The 14,129-nt window shown below is 38.5% G+C and carries 10 protein-coding genes and 4 tRNA genes; 7 read left to right on the top strand and 7 right to left on the bottom strand.

The window, feature by feature from the left end:
• Positions 1-5 precede the first annotated feature (5 nt).
• The 4 genes from L641_RS0104570 to L641_RS0104555 form a co-directional block, all read right to left on the bottom strand.
• Positions 6-81, bottom strand: a tRNA-Thr gene (locus tag L641_RS0104570).
• Between the two features lie 59 nt (positions 82-140).
• Positions 141-216: transfer RNA gene (locus L641_RS0104565), tRNA-Phe, on the bottom strand.
• A gap of 48 nt (positions 217-264) precedes the next feature.
• A tRNA-Thr gene (locus tag L641_RS0104560) sits at positions 265-340 on the bottom strand.
• Positions 341-412: 72 nt separating this feature from the next.
• Positions 413-488 (bottom strand) — tRNA-Phe (locus L641_RS0104555).
• Positions 489-794: 306 nt separating this feature from the next.
• On the opposite strand from L641_RS0104555, the gene L641_RS0104550 reads away from it, so the two are divergent.
• Positions 795-3,578: an ATP-binding protein gene (locus L641_RS0104550; protein ID WP_024601264.1), complete on the top strand. Its 2,784-nt coding sequence runs from the start codon at positions 795-797 to the stop codon at positions 3,576-3,578.
• Between the two features lie 58 nt (positions 3,579-3,636).
• On the opposite strand, the gene L641_RS0104545 is transcribed toward L641_RS0104550, so the two are convergent.
• Both L641_RS0104545 and mutY read right to left on the bottom strand, forming a co-directional pair.
• Positions 3,637-3,909 carry an oxidative damage protection protein gene (locus L641_RS0104545; RefSeq protein ID WP_013464143.1) on the bottom strand — a complete coding sequence of 91 codons (273 nt, stop codon included), beginning with the start codon at positions 3,907-3,909 and terminating at the stop codon, positions 3,637-3,639.
• Positions 3,910-3,942: 33 nt separating this feature from the next.
• Positions 3,943-5,004 (bottom strand): A/G-specific adenine glycosylase, encoded by a 1,062-nt coding sequence (gene mutY / locus L641_RS0104540; RefSeq protein ID WP_024601263.1) that lies wholly within the window; start codon positions 5,002-5,004, stop codon positions 3,943-3,945.
• 150 nt (positions 5,005-5,154) lie between these two features.
• On the opposite strand from mutY, the gene trmB reads away from it, so the two are divergent.
• The 4 genes from trmB to arcA all read left to right on the top strand — a co-directional run bounded on the left by trmB (position 5,155) and on the right by arcA (position 9,906).
• The gene (gene trmB, locus L641_RS0104535) at positions 5,155-5,880 is read left to right on the top strand and encodes a tRNA (guanosine(46)-N7)-methyltransferase TrmB (RefSeq protein WP_024601262.1); all 726 of its coding nucleotides are present in this window, start codon (positions 5,155-5,157) and stop codon (positions 5,878-5,880) included.
• A 36-nt stretch (positions 5,881-5,916) separates the two neighbouring features.
• Entirely contained in the window at positions 5,917-6,942 is a 1,026-nt protein-coding gene (locus L641_RS0104530) for a methyltransferase (protein ID WP_024601261.1), read from the top strand.
• A gap of 183 nt (positions 6,943-7,125) precedes the next feature.
• Positions 7,126-8,730, top strand: coding sequence for an ATP-binding protein (locus tag L641_RS0104525; protein WP_024601260.1), 1,605 nt, complete (start codon positions 7,126-7,128; stop codon positions 8,728-8,730).
• 459 nt (positions 8,731-9,189) lie between these two features.
• On the top strand, positions 9,190-9,906 hold the full coding sequence (gene arcA, locus L641_RS0104520) for a two-component system response regulator ArcA (RefSeq protein WP_008110444.1): 717 nt from the start codon (positions 9,190-9,192) through the stop codon (positions 9,904-9,906).
• 7 nt (positions 9,907-9,913) lie between these two features.
• Here the strand turns inward: arcA and arcB are convergent, their stop codons facing one another.
• Positions 9,914-12,232 carry an aerobic respiration two-component sensor histidine kinase ArcB gene (gene arcB / locus L641_RS0104515; protein WP_024601259.1) on the bottom strand — a complete coding sequence of 773 codons (2,319 nt, stop codon included), beginning with the start codon at positions 12,230-12,232 and terminating at the stop codon, positions 9,914-9,916.
• Between the two features lie 207 nt (positions 12,233-12,439).
• Between arcB and folE2 the strand changes: the two genes are divergently transcribed.
• Positions 12,440-13,360, top strand: a complete 921-nt coding sequence (gene folE2 / locus L641_RS0104510) for a GTP cyclohydrolase FolE2 (protein ID WP_024601258.1) — start codon at positions 12,440-12,442, stop codon at positions 13,358-13,360.
• A gap of 102 nt (positions 13,361-13,462) precedes the next feature.
• Positions 13,463-14,059: a DUF2726 domain-containing protein gene (locus tag L641_RS0104505; RefSeq protein WP_024601257.1), complete on the top strand. Its 597-nt coding sequence runs from the start codon at positions 13,463-13,465 to the stop codon at positions 14,057-14,059.
• Positions 14,060-14,129: the final 70 nt, after the last annotated feature.

The raw sequence follows: 14,129 nt of genomic DNA, 5'->3' as shown, positions 1-14,129 counted from the left end.
ATAAATGGTGCCGACTAACCGAGTCGAACGGTTGACCTACTGATTACAAGTCAGTTGCTCTACCAGCTGAGCTAAGTCGGCACACTAAACTGTGTGCTAAGGCACTTTATCAATTTTAAAGATTGATAACTTTTAGTAAATGGTGCCTCGACCCGGAATCGAACCAGGGACACGAGGATTTTCAATCCTCTGCTCTACCAACTGAGCTATCGAGGCACTTAAACAGTGCTCGTGAACTGCTTTTAGCAATTTCACTTTTATAAATGGTGCCGACTAACCGAGTCGAACGGTTGACCTACTGATTACAAGTCAGTTGCTCTACCAGCTGAGCTAAGTCGGCACACTAAACTGTGTGCTAAGGCACGTGTAATAACGTTTAATCTTATGATTTGAAACACTATTACTTTAATAATGGTGCCTCGACCCGGAATCGAACCAGGGACACGAGGATTTTCAATCCTCTGCTCTACCAACTGAGCTATCGAGGCACTTAAACAGTGCTAATTAAAAATCTTAACGGATTTTTAATGCAATTCCCAGCTAGCTCTACTGACTGGCTATCTGGGCGTGCGGCGTATTAAACGAGTTTTGCCCCTACAAGTCAACTTTTTTTTTATTCTTTATAATCGTTTGAACGGTTTTCAAACAACTCGAGGCTATTTTCGTTAATACAGTGTATTTATCCAACAAAAGAGTTTAAAAAACGTAGTGAATTATTTTTTTTAGGTGTTACGATTGAATAATAACTTTCGGTACAGGCTTACCGTTTTAATAATAAGACCACAGGAAAACTCATGCAGAGCAAGCCCTCTTCAGCAATAAAAGGCCTACTACCTTTATTCTTAGTTAGTAACCTTATAATAACCGCATTATTTGTAGTCGCCTTTGTGCTTTATTCACAAAGTAATGCTGATAACAATGCATCTGCTCCAACCTCTACTTTATCGTTAACAAAACTTGCTGAGCGTCTTGATCAGCCTTTAGCAGAAGCATTAACAATATACGAGCAAGACAAGGTCACGCAATTACTCGATATGACCACCTTACTCAATGATGATTATAAATATACGCTCCACCGTTTTAATGCCAATAATCAAGCCGAGTTAGTTTATAGCAATAACAGTAAAGCAATTGCGCCTTTAGCTGTTAATAAACATATTAAAGAACAAAATACTCTTCATCATTTAATCTCATCAGAGGGGCAGATAATTGGAGAGCTTATTATTAAGCAAACACAGCCCTCAGTTACACCATCAAATCAACACTCACCACTAAATGCCTATGTTGTAGCCTTTGCTGCACTGGTGGTGCTGTTTGTATTAGCATTCATGTTGAATAAATACATTAACAAGCGATTACATAAAAATACAGATTCACTTACTCAAGAACTAAAAGAAATTACGCAAAATGATAACTATCAAAGCACCCTAAATGAGCAACTAGAGGGTGGTTTAGAAACGGTAGCTCAACAAGTTAATTTATTACTCAAAAAGGTGAGTAAGGTTCAAGCTGACGATCAAGCGGCAAAAAAAGAGTTAAAAAAATTACAAACAAGCCTTGAAACAGAAGTACAAAGCAGAACCTTTGAGTTAGAGAAACAAACGCAAAAAGCGCTAAAAGCCAGTGAAACTAAAACCACCTTTTTAGCCACTATGAGTCATGAAATAAGAACACCAATGAATGGTGTAATCGGTACCATTGATTTACTTCGTCAAACAGAACTTGATGGTGCACAGCAACGTTTAAGTACAATTATTCGTGAATCTGCATTTTCGTTACTCAGTATCTTAGATGATATTTTGGATTTTTCTAAAATTGAAGCAGGAAAGCTCAATATAGACCCGACTCCCTTCTCTGTTGCAGATACGCTAGAAGAAGTCGCAAAGGTGTTATCGTCTGTTGCAAAAAACCGTCACCTAGAACTCGATTTATCAATTGCACCCGATATTCCTAATAACCTTATGGGCGACTCAGTCAGGGTTCGCCAAGTACTTTATAACTTATGTAGCAATGCCATTAAATTTACCAGCACTAACGGCTCTACTCAAGGTAGGGTGAAAATATCGGTTGAAGTTGCACACAACACTGCCGATCATTTTACACTCCGTTTTTGTGTAGTTGATAACGGTAAAGGAATGAGTCAGTCTCAATTAAGGAAAATATTCAGCCCGTTTACTCAAGCTGAAAGCTCAATTACCCGAGAATTTGGCGGTACAGGACTTGGGCTTTCAATTTGTAAAAGCTTAACCGAGCTAATGCTTGGTACTATACATGTTACAAGCCATGAGGGGATTGGTAGTGAGTTTACCGTTGAACTGCCTTTTTCAACGGCAGGTAAAACTGAATTTGCTCATAAAAATACACTCAATAATAAACATGTTGTTGTTGTTAGTGACAATGCTGAACGCGGCAAGGTAATTTATCGTTACTTGTCATTCATGGGTGCCAAAATAACCTATGCCCATGAGCAAAAAGATATAGAAGATCATCAAGACACAAAGGATATTATTTGGGTTGTCGATGGTATTGACGACATGAGCAGTATTAGCACTTTGCTAAGAAGTTTACTTTACTCACTAGAAGATAATAATCAGCAAATGGTGGTATTAAGTAAGCTAGATGAAGCCGTTATTAATCATGAAAATATTTTTTATATTAATGCTTCACCACTGTGTAAATCTAACTTTATGCTTTCAATTTTGGTTGCGGCGGGCTTACATAAACCTAAGCAAATAAAAAAAGCTAAAAGCATGAATCATTACTTAAATTCAGAAGAAGCACTCGCTGCAAATAGGCTTGTTTTACTGGTAGAAGATAACTTATTAAACCAAGAAGTACTTACCGAGCAGTTACACATATTAGGGTATAGTGTGGAAGTAGCGAATAATGGTGAGGAAGGCATAGAGATGTGGCGTAAAAACAGCTATTCGCTCATTCTGACCGATTTACATATGCCGAAAATGTCTGGCTACGATATGGTTGAAAAGATTAGAGAAGAAGCGGCACTGTTAGAAGCAATCGACGCTCAACCTTATATTATTGCTGTAACAGCCAATGCCTTAAAAGGCGAAAGAGAGCGCTGTTTAGCTGTGGGAATTAATGACTTTATAACTAAACCGATTGAGTTAAATGCGCTTGAGGACATATTAAATCAATGGAGCGATATAGATAATAAACAGCCAAAACAAATTAGCTCAGCTGAAAAGCCAGCCATGCCTATTAACATGGAGTCTGCCAACAAATATATAAATGGCGATGATGCTAAAAAAATTCGCTTCTTTAAAATGTATTTAGAGCAAAGCCAAGAACAAATTAAATCAATCAACTTTGCGGTACTACAAAAGAGTCAAAGTGAAATTATAGCTGCCTGCCATCAATTGAAATCTATATCAAAAACAGTGGGGGCTAATATTGTGGCTGATTTAGCGCAGTCATTTGAGGATAAGTGCAAGGCTGATGAAATCAATGCCGATGAGTTAATTGAGATGAGAGATGAGCTCGAAATTGAATATTCAAGAGCAGCACAATTTTTAAAAGAACAAATTAGAAACCACGATCAACAAGATGACTTGATTTAACTAAACTGTTCATAGGTATGCACAACAAAAAAGGGCTTTTATAGCCCTTTTTTAACGATTATTTTTCTACTGGCTTATAGCCTTCAATCTCAACCTCTTTTCCTTCAAATAAAAAGCCAACCATTTGCTCTTCTAAAAAAGTACGATGTTCTGGGTCCATCATATTTAAATGCTTTTCGTTGATCAGCATCGTTTGTTTATGCTGCCACTGTCCCCATGCTTCTTTAGATATATTATTAAAAATCTTTTCGCCAATTTCCCCAGGATAAAGTTGAAATCCAAGGCCTTCAGCTTCTTTTTGTAACTTTTGACAAAATACAGTACGTGCCATGATTTATTCTCTCTAACGCTAAATGCTGCTAGTTTAACCTATTGGGCTCATTTGTTTAACCAACTTTTTAGTCGGTGCAGCTAAACCCACCTCTATTGATTGATCAAGTGGATACCATATTAATTGCTTGTCGTTCACCACATCAGGGATTTGCTGAACATTGAGCACATGTGGGTTTATGGTTAGCTCAAAATGTGAGAACACATGGCTAAAAGGCGCTAATATCTCAAGCTCACTTTTTAGCCCTTGTTGTACTAAAAAAGTATCGAGCTCACTGTGCTCATTAAATTCAAAAAATCCAAATAATCCCCCCCAAATGCCACTACTTGGGCGTTTTTCCATGAGTACTTTGTCGTTATGTTTAATAATTAACTGATGACAACTTTTTTTAGGCACTGCTTTTTTAGGTTTAGAATGTGGGAACTCTTTAACCTTACCCGCATTAAAAGCACCACATTGTGTTTTTAACGGGCATGCTTCACAGTCAAAACGACTTCGTGAACAAAGGCTTGCCCCTAAATCCATCATAGCTTGATTAAACTCAGTCACATTATTTTTAGGGGTGAGTTGTTCACTTAAATGCCACAGCTGATTTTCTACCTTTTTGACGCCATACCAACCTTCAACCATGAAAAATCGCGCAAGCACTCTTTTTACATTGCCATCAAGAATAGGATGATGCTGCCCCAACGATAAAGATAAAACAGCACCCGCAGTAGAGCGCCCTATTCCGGGTAAATCCATCACCTCTTCAAGTGTGTTGGGAAACTGGCCTTGATATTTGTCTCGCACTATTTTGGCCGTTTTATGTAAGTTGCGCGCGCGTGCATAGTAACCTAGACCAGTCCAGTGATGCAGAACCTGATCTTCATCAGCATTTGCTAAAGCAATAATATCGGGAAAGCTTTGCATAAACTTTTCGAAATAAGGAATAACAGTCACAACTTGGGTTTGCTGCAGCATCACCTCAGACACCCATACTTTATAAGGTGTTTTAGCTAATTGCCATGGCAATGTTTTGCGCCCATGGAGATGATACCAATCAACTACTTGGTTAGAAAACCAATCAGACTGCTGCTTTTTTAAATCCAACATATTTACTTTTTTACTAATGCTTAATGGCGGCTCAGTCTATTGTAGTTGTTGAAAAGATCAAGCTATAACGCCCTAGAGCTTGTCAACCCCGCGCGGGTCAGGGATAATACGCAACCATTTTTAAACACATTGTTTTGTCAGGCCAATAATATGAGTGAATCAAGTAACAACAACCTTGAGCAAGCTAAGCAAGAAGGTAAGTATATCCGCACTATTCGTAGTTTTGTAAAACGCGAAGGCCGATTAACCAAAGGCCAAGCCGCTGCAATCGAAAAATGCTGGCCAACAATGGGGCTTGAGCATAAAAACGGCCTGCTTGATTTAAACGCAGTATTTGGCAATGACAATGATGTAGTGTTAGAAATTGGCTTTGGTATGGGCAAGTCATTGGTTGAAATGGCAAAAAATGCACCACATCTTAACTTTATCGGTATAGAAGTACATCGCCCAGGCGTTGGCGCGTGTTTAATGGATGCCGACGAAGCAGGCGTTACTAATCTTCGTGTATTTGAACACGACGCCGTTGAAGTCCTTGCAGATTGTATAAGTGATGAAAGCTTATCGACCTTACAATTGTTCTTCCCTGATCCATGGCACAAAAAGCGTCACCATAAGCGCCGTATTGTACAAACTGAGTTTGCAGAAAAACTACGTTCTAAATTAAAAATTGGCGGCGTTTTTCATATGGCAACCGATTGGGAAAACTATGCAGAGCATATGCTTGAAGTAATGCAAGCAGCACCTGGTTACAAAAACCAATCAGAGACTAACGACTATGTACCTCGTCCTGATTTACGTCCGCTGACTAAGTTTGAACAACGTGGCCATCGTTTAGGCCATGGCGTATGGGATTTAATGTTCGAACGTACTAAATAACCGTTAATTAAATAATCAAGTAAGGTAAAGCCATTTATGAGCGTATTAACCAATCCGAGCCTATTATTACTTCGCAACAGCGAGGAGCTAAAAGGTAAATCAATATTGGTGGTCAACTTTGTTCAAGATGGCTTTTTAAATGAGCTAAAAACGCTCAACCCACAAAGTAAAATAACGGCTTTTAGCTATAACCATGCAAATGGTGAATTTGCTAAAAACATATCGGGTATAAATGTAGAAGTTAATCACACGATTAGCGCCGGTGAATATGATTTAGTAATTCTTTATTACCCCAAGTCTAAGCCCGAGCTATTAATGGCATTAGACAACATACGCGCAGTGATAAGCAAAGAAGCTGAGCTGCTAGTCGTTGGCGAAAACAAAAGCGGTGTAAAATCAATTGAAAAGCAACTCGCCAATAAAACGGCGTTCAGTAATAAAATTGACTCTGCAAAACACTGCGTTTTATATTCATTTTCAGAAATAACCCTGAATTCAACATTTGATATTAGTACTTACCACAAAGAGTTTGTGGTCAACGTAAGTGATATTGAATTTACTGCTGTAAGTATTCCTGGCGTGTTTAACCATGGCGGCCTTGATGCAGGCACTAAAATGCTATTAGAAAATGCACCAAATATAAAACACGGTAACGTTCTTGATTTTGGTTGTGGCGCGGGGCTTATTGCTACGTTTTTAGGGCTAAAAAATCCGGCTCTTACATTTACATGTAGTGATGTAAGCGCACTGGCTGCCTATGCAACAACACAAACGCTTAAACTTAATAACGTTAATGGTGAAGCCGTACTGAGCGATGGTTTAAACAGCATTGCAGGTAAGTTTGATTTAATTATTAGTAACCCACCATTTCATACCGGTATTGCGACCGACTACACAGTGGCCGAATCGTTTTTAAATAATGCCAAACAGCACCTAACTAAAACAGGTAAGCTCACTATTGTTGCTAATAGCTTTTTAAAATATCCACCTATTTTAGAAGCCCAATTTGATAGTTATCAAACGGTGTTTAAGAATAATAAGTTTGCTGTATACAGTAGCTAAAACTTATTATTAATCCCCTATCAAAACATAAATATGCGGTATATTAGCCGCATATTTACTTTATTACGTAGATTAACTAAGAATAAATAGTGTAATTAAGCTAATCTTTTTTCTTCACTTTTTCCTGTTTTTGCTAAACTAGTATTTATTACACTCACAATTGACACGGATGACCCTCTCGCAATGCCTAAAACTGTAGAGCAAAATAGCATTCGTAGCATATTGTTTAAAACCATCATGCTTATAACAGCCATCTGTTTGCTATTATCTCTTTCTATTTCTACTTACTTAAGTACACAAGAGCAAAAAAAGCAGCTCATTAGTAAACTTGTGCTGGTGTCAGAGATCATTGCCTTTGATGCAATGCCGTCATTACTAAATAAAAATAGACCTGCAGAAGAAAGGCGGTTAAAGCTTCTTCAACAAGTATCATCGGTTACAAACTTACATATTTATGCGCTAGATGAGCAAACAAATAAACCAGTATTTTTTACCAGTTTTAATGCCCGAAAATCGCCACCTGTTCCAATCAAAACAGACAGTATTAACGACTTTATAGAACCCCAAGTAGGTGATGAGTTTATTGAGTACATTACTCCAATACTCAATAATGATCAGTTACTGGGTTATGTGTATATTAGGGGCAGCTTGGATAACTTAAATAAGCTTATCACTAAAAAAATTATAATTGATATTGCCATTATCGCTTTAATACTTATCTTCATCTCTTTGATTATTTTAAGGCTACAAAAAAGGATAGCCAGCCCAATAGAAAACTTAAGCTTGTTACTGCAAAACATAGCTAAAAATCATAACTACTACGCCCGGGCGCCTTTAACAAACTTAACTGAAATAACCCGGCTTTCTAACAGCTTAAATGTAATGCTGGCGCGAACACAAAGACAAATAGAGCGCCACGAAGAAGATAAAAAAGAAATTAAGCTACTAAACTCAAATCTTGAAGAAAAAGTAAGCCAACGAACCATCGCGCTCAGAGAAGCAAATAAAGAGTTACTATCTACACTTGAAAAGATGCACCAATACCAAACTCAAATTGTCGAAAACAAAAAAATGGCTTCATTAGGGCAAATGGTGGCAGGTGTAGCTCATGAGGTAAATACCCCTATAGGGCTTGGGATCACCGGTTCTACTTTACTAAGGGATAAACTCGCGGAGCTACAAATTAACTTTCAAAATAAGTCATTGACTGCCAGTCAATTTGAGCAATTTACTAACGATGGCATTGAAAACTTAGACCTCATCTACAGTAGTTTAAACCGTGTCGCAGAGCTTATTTCTAACTTTAAAAAAGTGGCCGTGATTAAAGATGATGAAATCACTAGCACAGTTCACTTACAGCAGCTCATAAACGATACATTATTGTCTATGGGGCAAGAGTTAAGAATAAAAAATCCTAAAGTTCTTATAAATTGTCCAGCAGATTTAACCGTTGAAAGTAAAAAAGGGCCACTGCAGCAAGTTTTCCATCAACTAATTTTAAACTCCCTACTACACGGATTTGTAGCTGGCGGTGACAATGTAGTGCAAATTGATATTGTGGCAACAAACACAAAAACACAAATTACCTACACCGACAACGGCCTAGGTGTAGAGAGCAACATAAGAGCGAAAATTTTTGACCCCTTTGTTACTTCAAAACGCGGTCAAGGAGCCAGTGGATTAGGCATGCATTTAGTTTACAACTTAGTGACCCAGGCTTTGGCTGGAGAGATTGTGTTAGATACTGAGTATCAATCAGGAGCACGATTTATTATTACGCTATTTTAAAAAGTGAAATAAATCCGTTGCCTGCTCTTGAATTACGACTTTATGACCATACTAAGACAGCACTCATTGAACAGTTGTACCATTAATGCTGTATTTTCACACAATTAATGAACTTAATTGTGTTTAACATATCACATACATTGATGAAAAATTGTAAAGTGATATAATTCCGTTTTGAATTAGTCTGATTATTTTAAGTATCTTTAGGTGGTTGATGGATGTATCAATTATTAAAGGGAAATGGCTTCGACTTTATAATTCAAATTATACATCCAACGTTAAGTATCAATTAAGCCGCGGTTTTTAATAATACGTCAAAGTAGGTTTGGGCGCGCAGCTGTTTTTATCTAATTTGTTTTTACTTGTTAACATTTAGATATAATCCTATAATTCTAGTAGTCGGTTTTGATGATCACACCGATTTTAAAATAAAACACACTCCAAAAAGGTTAATTAAAAATGCAAACGCCAGTCATTCTGATCGTAGAGGATGAAGACGTAACTAGACTAAACCTCGTTAGTTTATTTGAAGCCGAAGGTTACAAAGTTATTGAAGCCATTGATGGCGATGATATGCATGATAAGCTTACAAATAACGATGACGTCAATCTTGTAGTTATGGACATCAACCTGCCAGGTAAAAACGGGCTTATTTTAGCTCGCGAATTACGCCAAAAACGCAAAGTTGGTCTTATTTTCTTAACAGGCCGTGACAACGATGTAGACCGTATTTTAGGTCTTGAAATTGGTGCTGATGACTATATTACTAAGCCTTTCAACCCGCGTGAATTAACTATTCGTGCTCGTAACTTAATTACGCGTACTGCATTAGGTGGTGAAGAGTCTGCTATTGAAACAAATGGCGTGATCACCTTTAACGGTTGGGAACTTGACGAAAACAGTCGTTGCCTTACTTCTCCAAACGGAGACGCGAAACGTCTACCTAAAGGCGAATACAGAGCACTGCGTTTAATGCTTGACTCTCCGGGTCGTATATTTAGCCGTGAGCAACTAATTAAACACATGACTGGCCGAGAGCTCCGCGCTAACGACCGTACGGTTGACGTAACAATTCGTCGTATCCGCAAACACTTTGAAAGCGACAACTCAACATCTGAGTTAATCAGCACCATCCATGGTGAAGGTTACCGTTTCATTGGTAAAATCGACAGCTAATTAGTTATTACTCTAATTGCTGTAAAAATAAATGAAGGGCCTGTTGTCCTTCATTTATTTTATCTGTTAACTCCTCAAGCCACACAGCTAACACTTCATCACTTTGCTCCAGCGCCCCATGCTCCATTTGCTTTGCATGCAACTGAACATCATTAAGACCCACCGAACCAGCGGCACCTTTTAATTTGTGCGCAACCGATTTGTACTCTTCTCTATCAGCAGCGTTTAACGAAGCTAATAGCTCTTGTTGGTACTGCGGATTTAGCTTTGCGAACAACTGGCTACTGCGTTTAAATACTTCAACGCCCATCGAATTTACAAAGTCTTCAATGGTTTCAATATCCAACAAGTCAGTATTAATTTGATTTAATAACGCTTGATTGACCACTCGTTGAGGAGCCTCGGTTTGCGCTTGCTTAATGCCAAAGAGTTCAGCGAGCATATTATCTAACTTGCTTGTGTTTATTGGTTTAGCTAGTGCGCCTTGAATAGATATACCCTCAAGCTCTTCTTCAGCACTGCGTACATTGGCCGTTAATGCCACTATTGGTAGCTGATCAAAATGACTTTGAGCACGAATTTGTCTTGCCACTTCGTCACCATTAATATCAGGCAACTGCATATCAAGTAATACTAAATCTAAGTCATCTTCAGTTTCGACAAACGATAAAGCATCTTCACCCGTTTCAGCCCACAGCACTTCGTGTCCACGTTGCTCTAGTAGGTTAGTGGCAATTTCAGCATTAAGTGGCACATCCTCCACTAATAAAATATATAAGCTACGGCCAACATAACTATGTTCGGTAGGAGCACTACATAAATTCAGCGGAATTTGTACCGTAAAGCAACTGCCCTCTCCTGGGGTACTATTAACCGTTATTGTGCCTTTCATTGCGCTTACTAACGCTTTGGTGACAGCTAAGCCAATACCTGAACCTATGGCATTGGTGCCTTTAAGATCTGGCGCTTTATAGTACATGTCAAAAATGCGTGTTAGTTGCTCTTGTGGAATACCTTCACCGGTATCGAGTATTTTAATAATAAGCCAAGGGCCATCTTCACGGTTTTCTCTGGCACAATCTAAGATTACGCTCCCTTGTTGAGTAAACTTAACGGCGTTATTAATTAAGTTCCACACCACTTGGCGTAAACGAGTCGGGTCAAGCAAAGCATATATGTCAAGCATGCCAGAACGCTTCACTTCAAACGAAAGCTCTTTTTGCTCAGCAATAAGGCCTGCAAAGTTAACTACATCGTTGATAAAGTCCGAAACATTAATTTCGTTGGCGGCAATATCTAACTGCTCACGGTCAATTTTATCTAAATCTATAATATCGTTAAATATGTTACCTAGCGTTTCGGCGCTTGAAAACACGGTATTACACCAACTGCGTTGCTGTTTGTTTAATTCGGTATCCAGTAGCATGCGCGTTAAGCCCACAATACCATTAAGCGGTGTGCGTAACTCATGGCTTAATGTGGCAATAAATTTCCCTTTATCTTTGTAAGCTGTTTCCAGTGCCTGCGCAGCTTCTTTACGACTGGTAATATCACGGCCAAAGGCTAGTAGACCAATGTAATCGCCCTGCTCATTTATAAAGGGGAGTTTTCTGAGTTCAAACCACCTAATTTCACCGTTTACTGAGTACTCCACATCTATAGTTAAACCTTGGTGAGTGCGCTCAACTTGCTCATCGGTTCTGAGTACTTCTGATAAAAAGTGGCTTGGGAATATTTCTTCTGCGGCTTTACCAATAAGTTCACCACTGGTTTTGCCCATTACCTCTTCAAACATTTTATTACAACCGGCAAATACCCCGTTGTTATCGCGGTAATAAAATAAATCCGGCGAGGAGTCTACTATTGAGCGCAGTAACATGCCTTGCTGTGCGAGTTCTTGTTGTGTTTTTTTACGCTCTGCAATTTCACGCCTAAGCTCTTCTATTGCTCGGTGTTTGGCATGAAAAGCCATTTTACGTTCGTCAATTTCAATATTTAAGCGGTTAATATTGTCTTTGAGGGTTTGATTTAAAAGCTTCTCTTGTTTTGTGGCACTATCTAAATAAGCATAAGAGGCATCAAGTTGCCGAATAGAGTTTAATAATATGCTGATAACTAAAGGAGAAACAACCGAGGTAAAAAATACCACGGCGAGTATATCAACCAAGTTTACTTCGCCTATGGCAACGTAATAAAACATACTTGATAAAACCAGCGATATTGTCAGTAATAATGCATAGCAAATAGCTGCAGTTTTAAACTCACCAAAACGAGTTATTGAACTGGAAAGAACTCGAACCCACGGGTTTAAAGAAGAATCAGTCATATATCAGTTTTTCTCTTAGCTAAATGCTTAGGGTCTGTTGACCTTTCAAGGTTAAAGGCTAATTTTAGCATTTTCTATCAGCTATTTTCATGTTGTGCGACAAAAACAATAAAATTTCATGTTTGGTGTTATTTGCTGCATTTCAGCAAATCTTTATTTAGTGTAAAATGCGGCGTTTTAAATATTGCAAATAACGAGTAACGTATCATGCAAAAAACTATGCCAGATATTGCTAACACGGCTGCCGCATTACAAACAGGTAAATTAGACTGGGTAGGTATGGGCGATATAGAGCTGCCTTTTATTTTTGAATCTCTTGATTTAGCTCCAGTTACCGTTAATGCAAAAGCACGCGCCTTTGTTAATTTACACAAAGAAGATGCTAAAGGCATTCATATGTCGCGACTATTTTTAGCGTTGGATCACCTCTCAACTGAGCAACAGGTCAATCCACAAACCTTAGCACAAGCCTTAGATACCTTTATCACCAGTCATGAAGGCTTAAGTGATAAAGCACACATTGAATTTAAATTTGAATTGCCGCTACGCCGTAAGTCATTACTTAGTGGTAAAGCAGGTTGGAAAAGCTATCCCATTGTACTTACCAGCACTATAAATCAAGGCGTTATTAGTTTTGAGCTCAGCGTTGATGTGACTTATTCATCAACTTGCCCCTGCTCTGCAGCACTGGCTCGCCAATTAATTCAAAACGCATTCAGCGAAAAGTTTTCTCAAGAAACACTCACTCAATCAGAAGTTTTAGAGTGGCTTGGAACAACTCAAGGCATTGTAGCAACCCCGCATTCACAGCGTTCAATTGCTAATGTTAAAGTTAAATTAGCAAATAACATTAAACAGTTTGATGTGGTTAACTTAATAAACTTACTAGAAGATGAGCTAAAAACACCAGTACAAGCTGCGGTAAAACGTGAAGACGAACAAGAGTTTGCTCGCTTAAACGGTCAAAATTTAATGTTTTGTGAAGACGCAGCACGAAAAATTAAAACGACGTTAGAGTCAAAAGAGTTTAGCGATTACTTCCTGCAAATTAACCATTATGAGTCTTTACATGCTCATGATGCAGTTGCGATTGCCGTAAAAGGTATTGAAGGCGGCTATAAAGCATAATAGTGCTCATCCCCATTCGTTAATAAAACAACCATAACAACTATTTGGGCACATAAATTGCTTTAGAAAAGCAGTGTCAATTTGTTGTTATGGAGTTACCGTATGGAATTCGCTTTATTATTAATATTAGTGCTAGTTATTGGGGCATCTGTCGTTGCGTCAAAATTTAATGATGACGGCGGAAACCCTTATCCTTTTACTCGTAAGCAAAGTGTATTTACCCAAGTAGAAGGGGCGTTTCTGAATTTATTAGAGCGCGCTGTTGGCGATCAATATAAAATTGTTAGTCGCGTTAAACTAATCGATGTGATTGACTGTAAACAAGGCCTGTCTGTTAAATCTAAACGTGCGGCAATGGCTAAAGCAAAAAATAAGCAGCTCGACTTTGTTTTAGTAGATAAAGAAAAAATGACCATAGTGGCTGCGGTTGACTTAGTTAATAACGCCAATAAAGATGGCCACAAAGCACAGCGCGACTGGTTTGTTAATGGCGCATTGGAAGCCGCAGGTATTCCACATATTCGTATGAAAGTGAAGGCAGGCTACCGCCCAAGCGAAGTACGCGATGCAATTATGTTTAAATTAGGTAAGCCAGCGGCATCTAAACCATCACGACCTACGCGTGCTAGAGTTCATAAACCTGCGGTATTGTCTCCTTCTCAAGCAAAGGCACAATCAACAGCCCTTGCTGAAATATAATCAATAAGTTTATAAAGTGCGGGCTTTTTAAGCTCGCATTTTTGTTTGTTTTACCCCACGTTATTTTTTG

The sequence above is a fragment of the Pseudoalteromonas sp. TB41 genome (genome assembly GCF_000497975.1).
GTDB lineage: Bacteria > Pseudomonadota > Gammaproteobacteria > Enterobacterales > Alteromonadaceae > Pseudoalteromonas > Pseudoalteromonas tetraodonis.
The sequence above is the reverse complement of the archived record's forward strand: the minus strand, read 5'-3'. Positions and strand labels throughout refer to the sequence as shown.

Bases quoted from the DNA above. Each gene is read 5' to 3' on its own strand.
- L641_RS0104550 (WP_024601264.1), top strand. From the start codon at position 795: ATGCAGAGCAAGCCCTCTTCAGCAATAAAAGGCCTACTACCTTTATTC.
- trmB (WP_024601262.1), top strand. From the start codon at position 5,155: ATGAGTGAATCAAGTAACAACAACCTTGAGCAAGCTAAGCAAGAAGGT.
- L641_RS0104545 (WP_013464143.1), bottom strand. From the start codon at position 3,909: ATGGCACGTACTGTATTTTGTCAAAAGTTACAAAAAGAAGCTGAAGGC.
- arcA (WP_008110444.1), top strand. From the start codon at position 9,190: ATGCAAACGCCAGTCATTCTGATCGTAGAGGATGAAGACGTAACTAGA.
- L641_RS0104525 (WP_024601260.1), top strand. From the start codon at position 7,126: ATGCCTAAAACTGTAGAGCAAAATAGCATTCGTAGCATATTGTTTAAA.
- mutY (WP_024601263.1), bottom strand. From the start codon at position 5,004: ATGTTGGATTTAAAAAAGCAGCAGTCTGATTGGTTTTCTAACCAAGTA.
- arcB (WP_024601259.1), bottom strand. From the start codon at position 12,232: ATGACTGATTCTTCTTTAAACCCGTGGGTTCGAGTTCTTTCCAGTTCA.
- folE2 (WP_024601258.1), top strand. From the start codon at position 12,440: ATGCAAAAAACTATGCCAGATATTGCTAACACGGCTGCCGCATTACAA.
- L641_RS0104505 (WP_024601257.1), top strand. From the start codon at position 13,463: ATGGAATTCGCTTTATTATTAATATTAGTGCTAGTTATTGGGGCATCT.
- L641_RS0104530 (WP_024601261.1), top strand. From the start codon at position 5,917: ATGAGCGTATTAACCAATCCGAGCCTATTATTACTTCGCAACAGCGAG.